Genomic DNA, 21,399 nt, shown 5'->3' on the forward strand with positions numbered 1-21,399 from the left:
TACGACGAAAGGAAGAAAATGCTTATAAAACCAAAAGTCACGAGAAGGAAACAACATTGATCTTTAACCCAAAAAGTGTTACCCATGTGGTGAGTCTATTCTGTTACCTATCTAGTGAAACGTTCATGATTCGAAATAAACCCACCTGTTAGGTGGGGTACCGGAGTTTGATTGATCAAACGCGACATCACGCCTCTTTCTCCCTCGCCCTCCGGGAGAGGGCCGGGGTGAGGGGGGGATGGGTAGATGTCGAGGGAGAGCTCTCTCGTAGGGCGGGTCCGTCTTCGAACCCGCCATGGACAGCGGTATCGACAATTTGTCATTTCTGGGCTTCCGAGAAATCTTTGAAGACAACCATAAGATTTCTCCCTTCGGTCGAAATGACATTGCTCACTGGATTCCGTTTTTCAACGGAATGACTAAACGGAATGACTAAGAAGGGGTGGAATGACTAAGAGGGGTTGGAATGGCCAAAGAGGACTGGAATGACATCGTCCGGGTGGCAGGCTCAAACTTGTTTGGGCCTGACATCAAAAAATACACCTGGCGCATCCGTAGGCGTTTGATTGATCAAACGCAACGTCACGCAAAAATGAAGAAACGAACAAAGGTACCCCACCTAAAGCGTCAGCGGCAGGTGGGAGATGATTCGAGAAAAACCCACCTGTTAGGTGGGGTACCGGAGTTTGATTGATCAAACGCAACATCACGCCTCTTTCTCCCTCGCCCTCCGGGAGAGGGCCGGGGTGAGGGGTCCTAAAAATGATGAAACGAACCCAAACCGATTTGAGAACGACCCAAACCGTTGGCACAAAGAAATTCGGTTGCGATAGCAAAGCGCATGTGTTACCTTCCCGCGTACGAAGGCGTAAGCAAAAGAAAATCAATAGAATCGAGGGAAAAAGTGAAAAAGCATGCCAGGAATCTGTCGCTCGTTGTCGGACTAATAATCATCGCCGCCATTGCCATAATAGCGGGATGCGGCGGTCAGTCCGACAAAACATACGATGACGCTGTCGCGGTGGTCGATCAGGGAAACAAGGCGCTCGAGGACCTCAATTTCAAAGTTTATGCCGATTTGGTCGATCCGACGGATCTGGCGCGGTTCAAGACGATGATATTCACCGAGATCGAGGCTATGGCGGCGCGCACCAAGGCCGACTCTATCAAGCTGTTCGACCGCGATTTCGATCTGGACGATATGCGTCAGTCGGACCCGCGCGATTTCTTCGCCAATCTCATGGAGACAATCTTCGCGATATCGCCGGAACTCGGCCGAAGTTTCTCCGGCATGCAGACCCGCCGGGTGGGCATTGTGGCGGAGAACGACTCGACCATTCACGTTGTGGTGGCGACGCACATGGAAGTCGGGCAGAAGTATGTCGATGAAATGAATGTATCGACGGCGCGTTTGGTGGATGGTCAGTGGAAGGCGGCAATGTCGCCGAAGATCGAGGGCGTGGGGATGATGCTCCAGCAGAGCCTTCAGATGCAAACCCGATAAGACCGCACAAGGGGGATTTCGGGCGATGAGTGTCAGATATAAAATCGGCGTGATGGCGGCGATACTCTCTGTGGTCGCGCTTATGGCGGGGTGCGGCGGGGCGCCGGATGGGATTATATCCGAGGCGGATGAGACCGCGACAGCCGAGCGGGCGGAGAAGGCCAATTTCAAGTATTGTAAGATCGAGTCGGACAGGATGTGTCAGTCGCCAGATGGGTCGGTGGTGTTTCGTTTGCCGCTGGATCTTTTGGTAAGTGCATCGGACAGAATTGTCGAGGCCACAATCAAGGTCAAAAACGAGAGTCTCGATTCGGTGGTGATCGATAATTACTATATCATGATGATTGACAACAAGGGCAACTCGTATAATCCCAATTTCCGCGGGCCGAACAATTACGACGCGTTTTCGAAGAAGACTCCGGCGATGACGCTCAGGCCGGGTGACGAAGAGGATGTCTATTTTTCGCAGCAGCTTGACCGGTTGTCCGAGAGCGTGAAGGCGGTGACGATTTTCTATCGCCTGGAGGGGGATGAGGAATTCACGCAGGTGATGGTGTCGTACCGTCCGCAAAACATCTATCAGTTACAAAAGTAAGCAAGAAGACATCGATGGAACCAGCAGTAAAAGTGTACAGGGGCAGAGCGCTTGAGGCGGTGCATTATGCCTCGGTGGCGGTGGTCGATAAAGACGGCAACCTGACGCATTATCTGGGTGACCCGGATGTTGTGTTCATGACGCGATCATCGATCAAGCCGTTTCAATTGATCGCCCTGGTGCGATCGGGTGGGGCCGATAAGTTCGGGTTTTCGCCGGAGCAGCTTTCGATCATGTGCGGATCGCACGCCGGCACGGATAAGCACCGGGAGGTGGTGCTTTCGAATCTCGCGAAGGCGGGCAACAGTGTGGAGAATCTTCAGTGTGGGACGCATCGGCCGATCTGGATGGAGGTTGACAATGTCTATCCGCAAGGCGGAGAGGACAAAGACCCGGCGCGGCACAATTGTTCGGGGAAGCATTCGGGGTTTCTGGCGCTGGCGCGTTTTGTTGGCGACCCGATCGAGGATTACCTGAAGCCCGACAGCAAAACGCAACAGTTGGTGCGCGAGGCGCTGGTAGAGTACTGCGAGTATGACGCTCAGCCGTTGCCGTGCGGGGTTGATGGATGTTCGGCGCCGAATTATCCGCTTCCGCTGAAGAACCTCGCGCTGGGATTCAAAAAGCTGGCCAACGGTGAGGGCAAAGATGAGAAGACACGAGCGGCGATGAAGCGGATCAAGGAGGCGATGACGGTTTTTCCGTTCATGGTGTCCGGGGAGAAACGGTTCGACTATGATATCAAGCGGAGTTTTCCGGGCAACGCGGTGTCGAAGATCGGCGCGGAAGCGATTCAGGGAGTGGGATTTTCGGAGCCGGCGATGGGGATTGCGGTGAAGGTGTCGGATGGGAATTTCCGGGCGCTGGAACCAATCATGATCGAGGTCTTCAAGCAGCTTGGGATTTTACGAGATGTTGCCGAGAAGCCGTTTTTGAAGCGGTATGAACATCCGGAAATCCGCAACCAACGGGATATTTTGACCGGGTATATCGAGGTTGAGTTTAAGTTGAAAAAATGTTGAAATGTTTTATATTAACGGCATGGAAAGCGCCCATCATTTAGGATTGGATTATCATCGTCGGAGAATCAAAAACGTGATATAGTCGTGCCTTCTTTGTTTGATGTTGTAACCGTTTAACAGAAAACAAGGAGGTACGGGTGAAAGACCGTCGCCAACCCACCGAACCATATCGTATTAAATCCGTAGAGCCGATTAAGCTACTCGGCCGCACCGAGCGCGAGCGCAAGATCGCCGGGGCGCATTACAATATTTTCAAGATAGACGCCGAGGATATTTATATCGACCTGTTGACCGACTCCGGGACAGCCGCGATGTCCAACAAGCAGTGGGCCGCCCTGATGATGGGGGATGAGTCTTACGCCGGGGCGCGGTCGTTTCGCAGGTTCGAGGAAGTGGTAAAAAGCATATTCCGCAAGAAATTCGTTATTCCCTGCCATCAGGGGAGATCGGCTGAGAATCTGATGTTCAGTACGATCCTCAAGCCGGGCCAGTTCGTGCTCAATAACACCCATTTCGATACCACCCGCGGCAATACCGAGCACAAGGGGGGAGTGGCGGTGGATCTTCCTTGTCCGGAGGCGGACGCGCCGGTGCCAATGCCTTTCAAGGGGGACATGGACACGGAGAAGCTTGAGGCTTTTATCCGTGAGCACGGGGTGGAGAATATCCCGATGGTGCTGATGACGATCACCAATAATTCGGTGGGTGGTCAGCCGGTGTCGATGAAAAATATCAAAGCGGTATCATCTATTTGTAAAAAGTATAAGCTGCCGTTTTTCTTCGATTGCGCGCGTTTCGCCGAGAATTGCTATTTCATTCGCCGGGATGAGCCGGGGTATGAGGATAAGTCGATCGAAGAGATTGCGCACGAGATGTTCGAGCAGTGCGACGGGGTGATGATGTCGGCCAAGAAAGACGCGCTGGCGAATATTGGCGGGTTTATCGCGCTCAATGATGAGGATCTCTATCGCAGGGTGACGGATCTGATGATCCTGGTGGAAGGTTTTCCGACTTACGGCGGTCTGGCCGGCCGGGACCTCGAGGTACTGGCGGTGGGTCTTCAGGAAGTTCTGGGGTTGGATTATCTTCATCATCGTGTCGAGCAGGTGCGGTATTTCGGCGAGTGCCTTAAAGAGGCGGGTATGCCGATTGTGGAGCCGACCGGCGGGCATGCGGTGTTTGTCGATGCCGGGCGGCTTTTGAAGCATATACCGGCGGGTCAGTTTCCGGGGCAGTCGCTGACGGTTGCTTTTTATGTCGAGGGGGGGATCAGAGCCGTTGAGATCGGATCACTAATGTTTGGCGGAGTCGATCCGGAGACGGGAAAGGAAATGAAAGCTCCTCGCGAGCTGGTGAGGATGGCGCTTCCGCGCCGGGTGTACACCAATTCGCATCTTGATTATATAGCCGAAATCGCCGAACGCATTGTGGCGGGCAAGGACACTCTGACGGGATACAGGATCAGTTATCAGTCGAGGTTCCTGCGTCATTTTACATGTGAGCTCGAGGCGATTACTTCGGAAAATGTCGAGGTTAATTCCTGATTTTTGACAGGCTGAAAAGACCGGTTATCCGGATGTTGCCGCTATTGGCGGCAGTCTGGGCGAGCGGGTGTGTGAAGATTGAGACCGGTGCGTCGCCCGAAAGAGCCGCCGAGATATCGGAGGAGACGGCCGGGAGGATTCGGCGGGAGTGGGCGGCTCAGGTCAAGCAGGCTACACCGTATCAAGTCGCCGGTCTTCTGGTTGAGCATTTTGACCGGGTGACGGCGGTCTATTTCCATTTTGGACGGGAGCTGGTCGAGAAATGGCGTGAGGGAGAGCAAGGGCGCGGCCAGGTGATCCCGGGGTCGGAAATGCGGGAGATGGTTGACCGTTGGACGGAGACTCAGCAGCCGGTCCTGACGGCTTATGACGATAATCTCGAATTGGCTTACCGGGAATTGACTACCTCAGGGATTTTCGCTGATGATTTCAGGCGGATTCTCAAGCGACTGGTGGATGAGTATTACGGGGTTTACTCGGCGGTATTTCTGCCGATGGGGACGTTAGGCGAGTATGAACACCGGTTGGAGCAAGTCGAATATGAGGCTGAGGCGATTTCTCAGGAATACCGCGATTATCTTGAGAGATTCTGATTCTGATGTTCGTCAGAACCGTAGATAAGAGGATTTTGTTTTTATTTTGTGAAGTGTTTTTCAGCTAAGTGCTGAAATTGGCATACAGATGGAGCTATATGTTGTTTCCGGTACCGGCCTCGCACGTGCGTACTGTGCTGTTTGACAACAACATAGGATGTTTTCAAGCCGTTGGAGCCAATTTGGCTGCTAAATTGCAGTATCGGGTGTCAGGCAACACCCGGCCGGTATTGAGGTAAGTTGTTTCTGCTCTTGACATTTTAGGGGGAACTTCTTACCTATTGAAGTTTAGAAAAGCAGAGGAGATAATATATAGCTCATTGGTTAACGATTTTGCTGCACGTAAGTTAAGAGGCTGATACAAGGTCGATGGAGCTATATATTACTGACTTTCTCCGGAGGATTGTTCCTCTGCGCGCCGGGGCCGGCTTTTTCCCGGCTATCGCAGCCTTGATATTTCTTTGTCTTTCCACCGCAATTTCTTTCGCTGCCACGAAATCCGAGGTAAGAACTATTTCATCGACATCATCCGGTTTTCATTTCGAACTGCCAATCGAATCGGAGAAGCTCAGTTGGTTTGTTGATGGCGATTCGCTGGTGAATGGATATGTGTCGGTGGTAATTGGGTTGCCTTATGGGGCGAGTCCGCAGGTGAGTCTGGTGAGTACCGGTCAGGCGATTCCTTTCAGGAGCCAGAGGGTTGCGGCCGGGGATCTGTCGCGGGTCGTTCACCAGGTTGTTGAGATATCGGATCCTCGCACTTTTAGGGGAAGGCAGTTGGTTACGGTCAGGATCTTTCCGCTGAGTCAGGGCAACTACTTCGACAGGGTGGAGGTTCGGGTTGATTTCACAGGCGGTTCGGTTGCGGGAGTCGCTCCATCCGATGATCCCGTTTTCGATAAGATGTTCAGGGCGGTGGTGGTCAATTATGATGAGTTCAGGACATGGCCAACAGCGCCTCTACCGGTGGCCAAGCCGTCAGCCGCTCTGGCAGGTCCGTTCGGCCAGGATGGGCAGTGGTTGAAGATAGCGGTGAACCAGACAGGGCTTTACAAGATAACGGCCGCACAACTTCAAGCCGCGGGGGTTTCTCTAACAAATCTTGCTTCGAGCGATATTCATCTGTACACCGGCGGCGGTTTGCCTTTGCCAGTTGAGAATGAGATTGACCGCCCCGTACTGACGGAAATTCGGGTCGATATGTATGATGGGGGAGACGGTGAGTTCGGCTCCAGCGATTTCTTTCTGTTTTTTGGAGAGGGGCAGGACAGGTGGGTTTATTCCGCCGGGGATGCAGCCGAGTTCGTTCACAATCCCTATACCGACAGGAATATTTACTGGTTGCATCTAACCTCGAGCAGTATTGGCAAGAGGATGGCCGCGCAGACAGCGGCTCTGAGCGGAGAAGCGATAGATACGCATCGAAGGTACGTTCATGTCGAACAGAGCAATTATTTACGTCGCTATGATGACGGTCATATCAATGATTATTATAACTGGTACTGGTCTAATCTCGAGGATGTTTCGCTGTATGTGTCAACGCCGGACATTGTATCCGGCGACACGGCCGAGGTAAGAGTGGCGGCGCTGACGGCATCGCCGTATGTTGACCTGACTGTAAACGGCACGCCGGCAGCGTTGGACTACGCGTCTTCGGTTGAATGCAGATTTTCCACGATGGCGTTTTACAGCGGTTCGAATCAATTGAATCTTCATCTCTATCCTCCGAGCAATGCTCCGTCATACCTTGACTACGTGGAGGTATCCTATACCAGCGCCAATGCCCCGGCCGCCGACCGTCTCGACTTGACCCTCGGTGTTTATGACGGTTCGTATCAGGTGGAAGTATTGAATGAGTTTTCGGACTGGCCGGAGATTCTCGATGTGACAGATCCGTATAATCCGCAGCGGGTGGCCGCGACCGCTTCAGGGGGAATGCTCAGATTTGGTTTAGAGGGCAACGGTGTCGATTTCAGGAGGTTTTACCTGACGCCCATCGGTGCCGCTCTGGCGCCGCTTTCAATCGAGGCGGCGGACCCGGCGGATCTTTATGTCACAGACCGGCAAGTAGACTTGTTTGTCGTGGCGCCCAGAGTGTTTGCCGGGGCGTTGGAAGATTACGTGCAGTATCGTGAAGAGGACGGTTATTCGATCAGTCTCGCGAGCGTTGAGGACATTATGGACAATTTCGCATACGGGTTGTATGATCCGATAGCCATTCGTGATTTCCTCAAGTTTGCCTATGAGAACTATCCGTCGCCGGCTCCATCGGCGGTACTTTTTGTCGGCGACGGCAATTATGATTTTATGGACTATTTGTCCACCGGAGTGCCGAATTTTGTTCCACCCTGTCTGCATCGTCTGGACCAGTCGGCATCGGATGACAACTACGTTTATTTCGGCGCGTATGGGATTCTGGATAGTGATACATCGTACGCGCTCGACGGTATAGGTTTTGATATGATAACGGCGCGCTGGCCGGTGAAGTCGATCAGTGAATTATCATCGGTAGTGGATAAAATTCGCAGCTACGAGTCGTCATCGCATTTCGGAATCTGGCGCAACAATATAACGCTGGTAGCCGATGATGAGTACAGTGGAGGAGGGGTCACGACCGAGACAATTCACACGATCCAGGCTGAGGAGTTGGCCGACTATCACATTCCTCGTCAGTTTAATTGCGACAAAGTCTATTTGTGGGATTATCCGTTTGTCGGCAACCGGAAACCAGAGGTTAACGCGGCGATTGTAAAGGCGATCAACGATGGAACGCTGATCGTGAACTATATCGGGCACGGCAATCCGGATGTCTGGTCGCACGAGGCGGTGTTCACCCGCACGGATGATTTGCCGCGTTTGTCGAACCCGGAGAATTTGCCGCTGGTATTCGCGGCGTCGTGCGCGATCGGTTTCTTCGATGATCCTGAGCGCGAGGGCATGGCGGAGGATTTTCTTGCTCTTGCGGGGCGTGGCGCGATCGGGGTGATTTCGGCCACGCGGCTGGTGTACTCCAGCGCCAATGCCGACTTTAATCAAACGGTCTATGACGTGCTTCTGAATAATGACTCGCTGTCGATTTGCGAAGCGATGTACGCTGCCAAGCTTATTCGTCAGTATAGCAGTGCGGTGCCGACACCGGTGACCAATGATCGCAAATACCTGTTTTTCGGCGGTCCATTCGTGAAGTTGGCGGTGCCGCGGCTGGAAGTAGAGTTTGCGGAGGTTCCGGATAGCCTGACCGCCCTGGGGTTGACGCGCATCACCGGCAGGGTGGTAGATATTGATGATTCCACTTATGCCCGGGATGGAGTTCTGAGCGTGAACGTATACGACTCGGAGCGGGAGATGGTTCACCGGATAGTGAATTCGAGCGGCGTGGTAACTCAGACAGTTGAGTACAGCGTTACCGGGCCAACGATCTATCGCGGCTCGGCGACGATAGCGCAGGGGGAATTCGAGTTCAGCTTTTTGCCGCCGCTGGATATCGGATATGGCGGCGAGGGGGCGAAGATTTCGGTTTATGCCCGGTTTGACGGTATTGACGCGGCGGGAATTGCCGATTCGATCGCGGTTTCGGATACCATTGCTTCCCTTGTGGATTCAGCCGGTCCGGTCATAGAAGTCGCTTTCGTGGGGCGCAGCAATTTCGCCAGCGGGGATTACATAAGGGCCGATGATCGGATGCAGGTCACGATAACGGATTCATCCGGTATTAATCTGACCGGGGCTCTCGGGCACGGGATTACTCTGGAGGTTGACTATCGTTCGGAGAATGTGGTAAATTTAACATCGATGTTCGAGGCGAATCAGGATGATTATACGACTGGTTCTTTGATATATCAATTGGACGAACTTTCCTCCGGGGATCATCATTTCAAAATAAAGGCATGGGATAACGCCAATAACTCGTCGAATTATGAATTTGACGCCGAGGTGTACGCCGTTGAGGAGCTGGCCATACGGGATTTGTTGAATTACCCGAACCCTATGAGAGAATCGACGAGATTTTCATTTTACCTTACCGAAGCGGTGGAGAGGTTTTCTCTTGAGATATTCACTCTGTCGGGCCGCAGAATCAAGAGTTTTGAGAGATATTCTCTGACCCCGGGCTATTATGACGATATAGAATGGTATGGACAAGATAATGATGGCAGTCGCGTGGCGACTGAGGTATATATATACAAGGCGACGGCTCATCCCGCCAATGGCGGCGAGAAGGTCGAGACATTTGGGAAATTAGTGGTAGTGAATTAATAAATCAGGAGAAACTGTATGAAACCGTCCAAACTTCTTACCGGTTTAATCGCCCTGCTGATGGTCATGGCGATGGTTTCAGAGACGTATGCTGACATATCGAATGCGGCCGTGCTCTATCTGCGAATAGCTCCGGGAGCCCGGGCGGCTGCCATGGGTGAGGCTTATGTGGCGATAGCCGATGACGCCACCGCGACTCACTGGAATCCGGCCGGTCTGGGATCGTATCCGTTGTCGCCGAGCTGGAAGGAGGCCGACATTCCGGCGAGCTTTCAGCCGATTACGGCAGTAGCCGCGCTCAAGACCCGCGGCGGCAACAACTATGCCGCGTACGATGTGTGGGCAATCACGGCCAAGGGTCTGGCTCGTTATGACAACAAGAAGTGGTATGAATACGAGTTGTTCGAAACGCGCACCGATCAGACGGTCGAGAAGATAGTGGGTTCGTATTTTAATATAACCGATCAAACGCGAATCGAGGCTGTGGCCAAAAGGGTCGCGGTCGCCAACAACAAGAAAGATTATGCCTGGCTGGAGGAGTTGATCGGCAAGATAAATGCGGGCATACCTGAAAATTATGGTCTTAAGAAGTCTTTGGCGGAATCGCTCGACACGCTTCTCGCCGGCTACGATCGTTGCCTGATTAACTGGGACGCCGTTTTCGATGCCGAGAAGAAGTACAACGAGGGTATGGAAGACGGCAGCATAAGTGAAGGGGAGATGGACAAGATCACCTTCGCGATCGACAAGGCACGTACGCGGTTTATTCCCGAAGAACTGGTCATAATGTATTCGGCGTATTTCGACGGGGAGCCTACGGCGCTGGCATCGGCGGGTGGCAACCTTCTGGTCGGTACCGACAAAGGGCTGTATTCATTCAATGGGCGTGATTGGATCAGGTTCAACGAGCAGAACGGGCTGCCATCGCTCAACATTACTGCCATTAGCGCTTCGGGGAGCGATTTCTATATCGGAACCGATAAAGGTGTTGTCAAGAGCGACGGTTTTGAAATTATGTCTCTCGGTGAAGGGGAAGGGCTTCCGGAGGGACCGGTCAGCGCGCTCTCCTTTGCGGGTAACGGGGAAATCTGGGCGGTCGTGAAGAGCCATCTTTATCATTTCAACGGAACAAACTGGTCCGGAACTCGCGATTATACCGTTGTGCTCGATGACAGTGTGGAGAAGATTGCCAGGAAGCTTGCCCTTTATGGTTCGGACAAGGAAAAGGAGAGACTTGTTAATCTCATTCAGAGCCTGAACCGTCCGGCGGCCGATGCGACCGACAGCGCCGGGACCCCCGCCGAATTGTTACTTGAACCCGGTCAGACCATCAGGGTGCCGTTTTCGGCCGGTTTTAAGGGGCAGGTGAACGATATCTATGTTGAGCCTTCCGGCCGCGTCTGGTTTGCCACCACGTACGGCGTCATATATTACGAAAATTCTGAGTGGGTTATGCCCGGATATCGGGAATACACCGTTTCCGAGCTGGGGCAGAATCTCGCCGATATACTGTCGTCCGGCGGTTCGGTTCCGATGGATGCCGAAGGCTACAAAGCGACCGTCATGGATATCAACGATCTCGAAAGCGAGTCGCTCAGAGCGGGTAAGACAATAAGGCTGTATCGCAATCCGACGGCCGCCCCGGTCAGGAGCATATCCGCTCGCGGCGGGCACACCTATTTCGCGACGAGTCTCGGTCTGGTTGAGTATGATGGTGTGTCGTGGAGCAAGGTGGATCTTGAGAGTCTCGACAAAGCCAGCATGGTTAAGGTTGAGACCCAGGATGACGAGCTCTGGTTTGCCGGAAGCTCAAGGATAGTGAGTAAGGCGAATGCCCGCACGGATATTTCCGCCATGTACGTCAAGTGGTTGCCGGAACTGGCTGATGATTTGTATTATACCTTTTTCTCGGCCGTGTCTCACAAGGAAGGGTGGGGTACATTTGGCGGCAATTTCACGCTGATTTCCTATGGTACCATAACGCGTACCGGCGAGCAGGGACAGGACCTCGGAACATTTGACTCGTATGATATGGCCCTGACCGGTTCGTATGGAACGTCGTTGACCAAGAAGCTCAAGGGCGGAATCTCGGCCAAGTTTCTCTATTCGCGGTTGGCCGACCAGGGAGCGGGTACGGAGCAGGGCGAGGGTACGGCATCGGGATTTGCCATAGATATGGGACTGCTTTATCACTGGTCATCCCGTCTGTCGCTGGGTCTGGCGGTTACGAACCTTGGCCCGGATATGGCCTATATCGACGCCGCCCAGTCTGACCCCCTGCCGCGCAACTTCGCCGTTGGAGTTGCTTACAAGCTGCTGGAGTCGGACTATTACCATCTGCTGTTGACATCAGAGGTGAATAAGTCGTTGGTTGGCGTGGACGACAGTTTCCGCGAGGAGTTGAAGCAGCTGGTGCTTAACGGAGGCGCCGAATTTTTGTATGCCAACCTGCTTGCCCTGAGAGGCGGATATATCTTCGACGAGGAAGGTGATATCAAGACCGCCACGGTTGGTGTCGGTCTGGGACCGGTGGGCATATTCAAGTTCGATTTCTCGTATATTCCGAGCAACAGCGATGTGGCTCTCGCGAACACGCTGAGGGTATCGCTGGCCATACAACCATAGGATGGGTTACGATATTGACTATCGCGCGACTGAAGAAACTTGCTAGAACCACAGCGCTTTTTGTAATTCTCGCGGCGGCCGGAGTGGTCGCCGCGGAGAACGTTATTCCACTCGGGGAGAAGCGTCCTGTTGAGACGTCCGAAGGGGACAATCAGGTTCTGAGGCGTTGTCTGACTCCGCAGATTCTGGAACGGGAGAGTTCAGAACTGGTTCGTGACAATCAGTGGAGTCTTCCGAAGATGGCGCTGGCGGCGGATTTCGCCGACACTATCAACATCGTTGTTCTCCGGTACAATTTCCAGTATGAGCAGACCGATGACCCGAACACGACGGGCCTGGGACATATGGATGTTACGACGACAGTTGAAGAGTTTTATGATTCGGCGGGGCATTTTATCGACCCGCCGCCACACGATTCGATTTATTTCGATGCCCACATGAAGGCTCTGCGGACGTACTATGAGTTCGTTTCGGATGGAAAGCTGACTCTCACGTGGGACATCTATCCATCGGGCATCGACTCGGTCTGGGAATTGCCCTATCCGATGAGCCACTACGGCAAATGTGATTTCAGCGAGGTGGTGGCGGGGCTGGAGCAGTATTTTATTGATTGCATTCAACTGGCCGATACAGTTGCCCCAGAGATTGATTTCGGTCGGTATGAATCGATATTTTTGTTTCATGCCGGCAGTGACGGACAGAATGATATCGGATTTCCGCCGACGTGTAATGATCTGTTTACCGGGTTTATTCGTTTTGGCGATTCTTTGGCGGTCGATCACGATTCCAATTTTGTTCGCACGGCTCTTTTGATGCCTGAGACCACCAACCAGGATAATCGCGCCACGGCGATGAACGCTGTTATCGCTCACGAGTTCGGCCACCAGCTCGGGTTGGTAGACTTGTACAGCACGAGCACTTTCATGAGCATGCTGGGTGATTTCGCGCTGATGGATAACAACGGGTTCGGCAGCGGGATTGATTTCGGGTTCGAGGTGGGGAGTGTGTTTGGAGCCATACCGCTGTATCCGATGGCATGGTCGCGTGCTTACCTGGGTTTTGTCGATGTTGTTGACTACCGTGAAAAGACGGATGTTCGGCTCGTAGCGGCAGAAATGGTGTCGGATGGCATTAAGGTGGCGCGGGTACCGATTACCGAGTACGAGTATTATCTGCTGGAGAATCGATTGGTCGATATCGACGGCGAGCCGCCGGCCGCCAAGCAGGACACGCTAAGCTATGTGCTTCTCGGGCCGACGGACACGACGCACGGCGAGCTGAACGGGGAATACGATTTTCTTATGCCCGGTTCGGGGGTGCTGGTATATCATGTTGATGAACGGGTGGCAGCGCTTGATTATGATTACGACGGTGTGAATAATTTTCAGGATAATCAGCTTCAGTGGGCGCGGGATATCTATGGCAACGATGTCGATCAGTTCATTACGCTGGTGGAGGCTGACGGTTTTGTCAATTTTGGCGGTTATTACCGGCTGGGTTATGGCAGCGAGGAGGATATGTTCCGCGACGACCGAAACCATTCTTTCACGCCCAATACGAATCCGGCTTCTATAGATAACTCCGGCAACAACACCCACATATTTATAACGGATATAACGCGAGCAACGGACTCTTCCACCGGTAGTCTTATGGATTCGGTGGTGTTTTTCGATGTCGCCACCGATATGATGTCATCGGGTTTCCCGGTTCGTGCCGGTCTGCCAGTGGCGGGAATTTCGCCGATCGCTGACGATCTTGACGGTGACGGCAATCCGGAGATAATAGCGGCGTCCGGCAATCTTCTGTCGGTGATATCGGCGGATGGTGGGCATTTTCTCGCGCAGTATACCGGTTGTGATACGTGCCCGGTTTATTTTGATATTGCCTATGCTTCGGTCAATAGTGGCGTACTCCACGCGCTGCATCTTTATGCCATAGCTGAGAATTTCATCAGCGCCGGTCCCGTTACGGGACGGTTTTCCGATGGTTCGTCCGATTACAGGCTGGTGGCGGTAGGATATCCAACGGGCGAGGGGGCCACCGGTCGAGTGGATTTGTATAGCCTGATGGACGAAGATTTCAACGGTCTGGCCGATCTCGAATCCGGTATCGATACGAGCTTTTTCAATACGATCGGTATGCCGCTGATTCTTTCGTTTGGAGATGTTCTCTATGCGGTGACGGACAGCGGGGTAGTGTATTTCAAGGAAACATTCGAAAGCGCACCGGTAGAGTCGTTTCTCGTCAGCGACGACGAGTTGTTCGGCGCGTGCCGTGTCGGAAACGCGCTGATACTGGCCGGCGGCAGCGATGAGTCCACGAGTCTGTACTATTTCAATAGTTCCGATAGCGTATCGGTTACTATTGACGGTCGCTATTCGCTTGGTCCGGTGGTAGGCGATCTTGATCTGGACGATACGCCCGAGATAGTGATGTGCAGCGAAGATGGCAACGTTGTTGTGGTCAAGTTTGACACAAATTCGTTGAGTACGCCGTTCTCAGTTGCGGACTTGAGAGAAACGGGTTATGAGTTCACGGCAAATCCGATTGTGGGTGACGTTGATATGGATGGTTATCCCGATATAGTGGTTGGTGGCGTGAACGCTGTCTGCGCTTTCAATTATCAGTTGACGCTTAAGACCGATTTCCCGATTGAGATAAATGATCGTTTCCCTATGGACCGGGTGTCATCATCGCCCGTCATTGCTGACCTTCAGGAGGGCGGTCTGGCGGAGATAGTGATGCCAACCGAGGCCGGTAATATTTATTCGTACGGTCCGGACAGGTCATTTGGGTTCCCTCTCTCGGCCGGAGAGCATGCTTCGGGGTCGCCGGTTCTATTCACCGACTCGGTCAGCGGTCGGCTGGGGTATCTTGGCGCCGACGGGTGGTTCTATCTGTGGGATGTCGATGATGATGAGACTTCTGACATGTGGCCGATGTACGGGGCGGATCCCGAGGGGACGTTCGCGTTCGATGCCGCCAAGCTCCCGGGAGTAAAACAGTACGCTACCTCGTTGCCGAAAGAGCGGTTCTACAATTATCCCAATCCCGTCGTTGATGGCAGTACGACGATACGGTATTTTCTCGGGGATGAGGCCAGCAGCGTTATGTTGACAATCTTCGATATGTCGGGGCGCGAGATAACGAAGCTGAGCGGTCCGACAACCGGCATGGTCGATAATGAACTGGTTTGGGATTGCGGCGATGTTACCCCGGGTGTTTACCGGTGCCGGATAGAGGTTGAATTCGGCGGGAACAGTGAAACGGCGTTTACGGATATCGCTATTATACGGTAGGAGGGTATGGTGAGGATAAAGTCGGTTTCTTTGATTATAGTGTTTGTGTTTGCCTGTATCGCGATGAGTGTCGTATCGGGTTTTTGCGCGGTTGACCGTTCGACGGGAAGCGCTCTGTCGAATGACCTGTTGAAGGTGCGGTATAATCTTGTCAACGCGGATATACATGAGTCGCCGGTGTTTGAATTATCGGATGATTTCGCGGCTGAGGATCCGTCGGGGTCTAAGTCCGGATCGGGATACAAATCGCCGGCGAAGGCTTTTATCCTTTCGCTGGCCGTTCCGGGGTTGGGACAGTACTATTATGGCAGCAAGATTAAGCCGCTGGTTTTTCTGGGGGTTGAGGTTACTTCGTGGGTGTTGTATTTCAAGTGGAACAGTGAGGGGGATGACATAACCGCCGAGTTCGAGGCGTTCAACCGGCTTCACTGGTCATCTGAGAGCTATGGGGATTACCTGTATGAGATATATGGCGTTCGAGATGATGACAGTATACCGGCGGGAGTCTCGGCCGTGACACATCATCTGCCCGATACCTACACGCAGCAATACTACGAGATGACGGGCAAATATGACCAGTTCGCCTGGGGATGGGATGACGCTGTTTTTGGAGGCAGTAATCTGGAGACTCTTATCGCGAACGGGACGCTTCAGGAAATAATAACCGGCGAAACCGTACCGTACTCGGCCAATAGAGTTTTTTATGAGACACGTCGCAACGACGCCAATTCAGCTTATGACAGGGCGACGCGCATGGTTTACATGGCTCTGGCTAATCGTCTGGTAAGCGCTTTCGAAGCGTTGTTTGCCACGAAATCGCGCAATGCCGCTATTAAAGAGGATGATGAGACGTTTGGTCGACTTGACGTGAAGCCGTCGTTAAAATCGCTGAACAGCTTGAAAGACACACCTTATTTGACGTTAACGTACAGGTTTTAAAACAGTATGCGAAGTTTGTTACTCTCCATAATAATAGCCACGCTTCTGTGCGGGCGGGTGGTGGCCGTAGAGTTTGCACCGACGCCGGTGCAGGACCAGTTTAAGACCAACCTTTCGATACTCGCGCAGTCCGACGATGATGAGTTTGGCGATCTTGACCGGGAGGGACGGGCGCATACGGATTCTTTTGAAGACGGGGTGAAGAAACCGTCGGTTCTGAAGGCGGCGGCTTTATCGGCGTTGTTGCCGGGGCTGGGTGAGTACTATGTGGGGAATAAGGGGAAGGCCAAGTATTTCTTCGCGGCCGAGGCGGCCACCTGGATAGGTTTTTTCGCGTTTCGCACCTATGGCGCGTGGAAAGAAGACGATTATGTTCGTTTCGCCTCGGAAAAGGCGAACGCATCGCTGGAAGACAAGGATGATGAATTCAGGGACTGGGTAGGGTTTTACGAAGATATTTATCAGTTCAATACACTCGGGCGGGTATCGGACCCGGATCGGCCATATCTGGAGGACACACCCGAGAATCACTGGCTGTGGTTGAGCGAAGCCGACCAGGAGACTTACCGGGACCTTAAGAACCAGAGCCGCGACGCTTTCCGGAAGTCCGAATTCATGATCGGAGTGGCGATCGTGAGCCGGGTTGTATCAATCATAGACGCAGTTCGGGACGCCCGCAGGGCGCGCAGGAGTCTTGATGATTCTTTCGGCAACGAACAGCAACCGCGCTATCGTTTCAGTTTCGATCCGTTAAACAGTCGGCAGATGGTGAGCCTGACGGTTTACACTCCGTTTTAATCGATGAGTATTGTCAGACATATCATATGGATTTTGGTAGTTTTGCCTGCTCTGGTTTCGTGTACGAAGCCGGATAAGGGTGTTCTGCAGCAGGATGGGTCGGATCCGCTACCGGTGGCGCTGCTGGTCGAAAGAGAAATCACGGGCCCAATCCTCAACAGCGACTTACGACGTCCTTTCGGTTTGGCCAGGGACGCACGGGGGAATATATATCTCAATGATTCAGGAAATGACCGTTTGTTGAGACTCAAGGCCGACCTGACCGCAGACCGTGAGATCGGCGGGTACGGGGCGCAGACGGGACTTCTAAACCGTCCGACCTTTGTGGCGGTGGATAATAGTCTGAATCTGATGGTGTCCGATGAGGGTAATCGCAGGGTCTCCCGTTACAATTCGCAGCTTGCTTTCGTGGATGCTTTGTCGTTTTACGATGAGGATGATCCGTTGAAATTCGGGTATCCATCGGGGATCGCCTTCACCGACTACGGCGAGGTGTGGGTGGCTGATCGCGACAACAATCAGATAGCAATCTTCAACAACGTCGGCAAGTTCGATCGATTTCTCGGCGACTATGGTTATTCCGGAGGGCAGCTTTCCAGTCCCGAAAAGATTGCCAGAGACGAGCGGGGTAATTTTATCGTCTGTGACGCCGGGAACGCGCGGGTAGCAGTTTATGACAGCTACGGCAATTTCGCCTATGAGACAGGTCTTGATGGCGACAGCTACCCGATAGCGGCGACAGCCGACAAGACGCTTTTATGGGTGCTGGACAGGCGCAACAGTAAGGTGCTGTGTTTTGACCGGGAGGGTTACCTGGTTTTCGAGGTGGGACCGGCTTTGCCGGGGGGGGAATCGTCGCTTAAGAATCCTTCGGATCTGATTATTCTTTCGTCGGGGATGCTCCTGATTTCGGATACCGGGAATAACCGTCTGGTCCTTTGTCGAATCGTATACGAAGACAAGTAGGATAGCCTATGCGAGGCGCGCCTGTCAGGTCAGCGCTGCTGGCTGGTATCATCTCGATTTTTCTTATATCATCAATCACCGCCAGGACCAATATTACGCTGGTAGGGGAAAAGATCCCGTCGCGCTATTTCATTGGCAGCGTGCTCATATTCGATCAGTCCGATTCGCTCTATCTGAACGCTGAATTGCTCGTCAGAGAGGTAGATTACCGATTCGACTCGCGTCGCGGCGCCTTCGATCTGTCGGGTTTAGAACACGGGACGCAGGACACGCTTCGAATCGTGTACACCGCCGTTCCATCGTGGCTGCGAGCTTCGTATGGCACAACTTTACCGGAAGCTACATCGTCGAGTTCAACACCGGCCGCCATACCGTCTAATATAGTCAATGAAGGCAGTCGTAGCGGGCAGAGTGATATCAGTATCAGCGGGGCGAAGACATTCCGATTTACGACGCGATCGGAGGGAGCATCGGATTTCAGTCAATCGCTTGATATGAAGATTTCAGGAAGACTGAGTCCGGGGCTGGAGTTGAGCGGCAATATCTCCGATCGCGGATACGACCCTTCCTATGGCACGGCCAACAGCCGGTTGAGTGAACTGGACAAACTCAACCTGAAACTCTCCTCAGATCTATTTGTGGCGCAAGTTGGGGATATTGTGGTTGGTGATGCCTATTTCGGGGCACCGTCCAAACAAGTGTCGGGGGCGTCATTTGACCTTCGCGGGCGGGCCGGACATTTCAACGCGGCGGCGGCCAGACCCAAGGGACGCTTTGAGACAGTCAGCTTTTTCGGCCGTGACGGAACCCAGGGACCATATCAAATCAGCTCCGGCACGGCCGGGTTGCCCATCGTGCCGGGTTCCGAGACGGTGTGGCTTGATGGAGAGCTTCTGGAGAGGGGCGCCAACAAAGATTACATCGTGGATTATCCCACCGGTCGGATAACGTTCAATGTGAATCATCCGATTGACGAACGCTCTCGCATAGAGTGCGACTATGAGCCGCTGCTGTCGGATTTCAAGGGGGAGTTATATTCTACCGGCGGCGGGGTGTCTGCGGCGGATTCATCGGTAAATGTCAGTGTGGGTTGGTTGCGAGAGGGGGACGACAAAAATGAACCGCTGATCGGAGAGTTGTCGCAGAGTGATCTGAGTATTCTGGAGATGATGGGAGACAACCTGGGTGACGCTGTTCGTTCGGGAGTGATAGCGGACAGTCTGGGTGATTATGTCATTGTGCCCGACAGCCTGCCCGATACCGTTTATCAGTATGTCGGGGATGGCGAGGGGGATTATTCGGTCGGGTTCAGTTATTTCGGGCAGGGGCAAGGGGATTATGTTTTTCTGGGCGGTTCGCAATATCGCTTCGTGGGTGAGGGCAACGGGGAGTACCGGCCGCTGGTGAAAATTCCGGCGCCGCAACGAACGGATTATTACCAGTCGAAGATTGAATTGCGGGATATCTTGTTCTCCAGTTTCATGGCGAAGATTCAGCAGTCGAAGCTTGACAGGAATCTTTTGTCGGATCGTAATGATGGGGACAACGAGGGATTGTATTATTTGGTCGAGGCACGAAGGGATTGGCGCATCAACAATGCCGTGAGTGATGTCAGTCTCACGACGAGTCGGAAAGAGGCGAATTTCAGTACAAGGGAACGTTTGTACGCCGCGGATTTCAGACGAGAGTACATGTTGCCGGAGGGGTTCGTAGGGGTAACCGATGAAGTGTGGCATGACGCCAGGAGTACTCTGCGGCCCTCGAAGAAGCTGGTTGTTTCGCCGTTTTACTCGCGGTTGGACTATGAGGACAGTCTGACATCCAGGCGGGGCGGAGTGTCACTGGGTTATGAGCTGTCCGATAGAGAGCACGTCAGCGCCGGTTGGAAAACGGTGCGCAGTGACCTTGAGGGCGTATCGCCGGCGAGCGGAGAAGGGGATGTATACAATATCGGGTTGGCCGCACGGCTGGCGCGTTCGTGGAATTTGAGCGCCGACTTTGAGAATGACAGGCGAAGGAACAGTTATTCGGGCGAGATGCGAGGGACGCGCTATTCGGCTGTTCGCACGACCGTATCGGGGCAGCACGAGCGGTTGACACATGAGTATTTCGTTGAAGACAGTCTTTCCGAATCTTGGCAGAGGCAGCTTGAGCGCAATCGTCTATCGGGGTCATCGAACAGGCGGCTGGGCGATCTAAGCTATGGCGCCATGGTCACCTATCAGTGGCTGAGTCGGCCGCTATCAGACGAGAACAGTCTTCTAAGCAGAGTAAGCTTCAATTATAGCAGTTCCCGCCGTCAACTCGGCTTCGGGGCGTCGTACGCCATTTCCGAAGAGACTCGCAACTCTCGTGGTATTACCTATCTCGAGGTACAGGCGGGTGAGGGTGACTATGTTCTCGAGAACGGCGAGTATGTTCCCGACCCGGATGGAAACTATATCCGCGTTGAAGAGACGTTGTCACAACAGGCCCGGGTGAGGCGCGGCGAGAAATCATTTCACTTCAATAAGGTCTGGTCGGCGGCATTACTGCGATTGAACTCAGGTATCGAAGAGGAGCTGCTTGCGGATGGCTCGCGCAATGCGTGGTGGGTGGTTCCTTTCTGGTCGGACCGCACACAGCCGTATTTGTTTTATATTCGCAGGTGGGATGCGGACTTTCGGATAATTCCCATCAAATCGGGCCACGCGGTTAATTTCAGCTATAACGAGGATCGCGAGATTCGCGACATCGCGGGGGCGGCGCGCGAGCGTAACGACTTCAAGGGAGCAGTCACGCTCAAGCAGACAACCGGGAAGAGCTATTTTGAACAAGCCGTCGAAATGTTCAGAAATGATCGTGACAGCTATTACAGCGGCGGAGGGGTGATAGAGGGATACCGGCTATCGGCAGGACTTCGTCAACAGGTCGAATCCAACGAGCTATCGGGGGCGGTGAGTTATCGCCGTGCCGATGCTGAGTCGGGAGAGCGGTCGAAGATATATTCCGCCTCGGCATCGTCGCGAATTCAGGTAGTCCAGCGGGGGGAACTTCGTTCCTCGGTGGAGGTCTATCATCAGACGCTCGATAATTTGAGCGGCGAGCCATCGTTTCTGCTGACAGATAACCGTCCGGGAAAGGACGGAGCGATCTGGTCGGTATCGCTTCGGTATGGTATCAAGGGGGGAATGAGGGTCAATTTCTCTCTATCGGGCAGACACTCGGACGACAGAACAGCCCGCGTCACCGGGCGCGGCGAATTCGTGGCGGGGTTTTAA

The 21,399-nt window shown here is 53.3% G+C and carries 13 protein-coding genes; all 13 read left to right on the forward strand.

Translation table 11 applies throughout. The features are described 5' to 3' along the window. Nucleotides 1–466: 466 nt before the first annotated feature. The 13 genes from AB1483_12860 (at nucleotide 467) to AB1483_12920 (ending at nucleotide 21,399) form a co-directional block, all read left to right on the forward strand. Entirely contained in the window at nucleotides 467–694 is a 228-nt protein-coding gene (locus tag AB1483_12860; protein MEW6413340.1) for a hypothetical protein, read from the forward strand. A gap of 147 nt (nucleotides 695–841) precedes the next feature. Beyond that, a complete protein-coding gene (locus tag AB1483_12865; protein MEW6413341.1) occupies nucleotides 842–1,504 on the forward strand; it encodes a hypothetical protein in 663 nt (220 codons plus the stop codon). Between the two features lie 25 nt (nucleotides 1,505–1,529). Further along, nucleotides 1,530–2,099, forward strand: a complete 570-nt coding sequence (locus tag AB1483_12870; GenBank protein ID MEW6413342.1) for a hypothetical protein — start codon at nucleotides 1,530–1,532, stop codon at nucleotides 2,097–2,099. 14 nt (nucleotides 2,100–2,113) lie between these two features. Further along, nucleotides 2,114–3,121, forward strand: a complete 1,008-nt coding sequence (locus tag AB1483_12875) for an asparaginase (protein ID MEW6413343.1) — start codon at nucleotides 2,114–2,116, stop codon at nucleotides 3,119–3,121. Nucleotides 3,122–3,258: 137 nt separating this feature from the next. Beyond that, a complete protein-coding gene (locus AB1483_12880; GenBank protein ID MEW6413344.1) occupies nucleotides 3,259–4,665 on the forward strand; it encodes a tryptophanase in 1,407 nt (468 codons plus the stop codon). A gap of 71 nt (nucleotides 4,666–4,736) precedes the next feature. Continuing rightward, entirely contained in the window at nucleotides 4,737–5,258 is a 522-nt protein-coding gene (locus AB1483_12885) for a hypothetical protein (GenBank protein ID MEW6413345.1), read from the forward strand. Between the two features lie 369 nt (nucleotides 5,259–5,627). Continuing rightward, a complete protein-coding gene (gene porU, locus AB1483_12890; protein MEW6413346.1) occupies nucleotides 5,628–9,512 on the forward strand; it encodes a type IX secretion system sortase PorU in 3,885 nt (1,294 codons plus the stop codon). 18 nt (nucleotides 9,513–9,530) lie between these two features. Then, nucleotides 9,531–12,137 (forward strand): PorV/PorQ family protein, encoded by a 2,607-nt coding sequence (locus tag AB1483_12895; protein MEW6413347.1) that lies wholly within the window; start codon nucleotides 9,531–9,533, stop codon nucleotides 12,135–12,137. A gap of 14 nt (nucleotides 12,138–12,151) precedes the next feature. Further along, nucleotides 12,152–15,436 carry a hypothetical protein gene (locus AB1483_12900; GenBank protein MEW6413348.1) on the forward strand — a complete coding sequence of 1,095 codons (3,285 nt, stop codon included), beginning with the start codon at nucleotides 12,152–12,154 and terminating at the stop codon, nucleotides 15,434–15,436. Nucleotides 15,437–15,442: 6 nt separating this feature from the next. Next, nucleotides 15,443–16,375: a hypothetical protein gene (locus AB1483_12905; GenBank protein ID MEW6413349.1), complete on the forward strand. Its 933-nt coding sequence runs from the start codon at nucleotides 15,443–15,445 to the stop codon at nucleotides 16,373–16,375. Nucleotides 16,376–16,381: 6 nt separating this feature from the next. Further along, nucleotides 16,382–17,173 (forward strand): DUF5683 domain-containing protein, encoded by a 792-nt coding sequence (locus AB1483_12910; GenBank protein ID MEW6413350.1) that lies wholly within the window; start codon nucleotides 16,382–16,384, stop codon nucleotides 17,171–17,173. A gap of 42 nt (nucleotides 17,174–17,215) precedes the next feature. After that, complete coding sequence (locus tag AB1483_12915) at nucleotides 17,216–18,139, forward strand: NHL repeat-containing protein (GenBank protein ID MEW6413351.1); 924 nt, start codon at nucleotides 17,216–17,218, stop codon at nucleotides 18,137–18,139. An 8-nt stretch (nucleotides 18,140–18,147) separates the two neighbouring features. After that, nucleotides 18,148–21,399 (forward strand): hypothetical protein, encoded by a 3,252-nt coding sequence (locus AB1483_12920; protein ID MEW6413352.1) that lies wholly within the window; start codon nucleotides 18,148–18,150, stop codon nucleotides 21,397–21,399.

The sequence above is a fragment of the Candidatus Zixiibacteriota bacterium genome (assembly GCA_040756055.1).
Lineage (GTDB): Bacteria > Zixibacteria > MSB-5A5 > GN15 > FEB-12.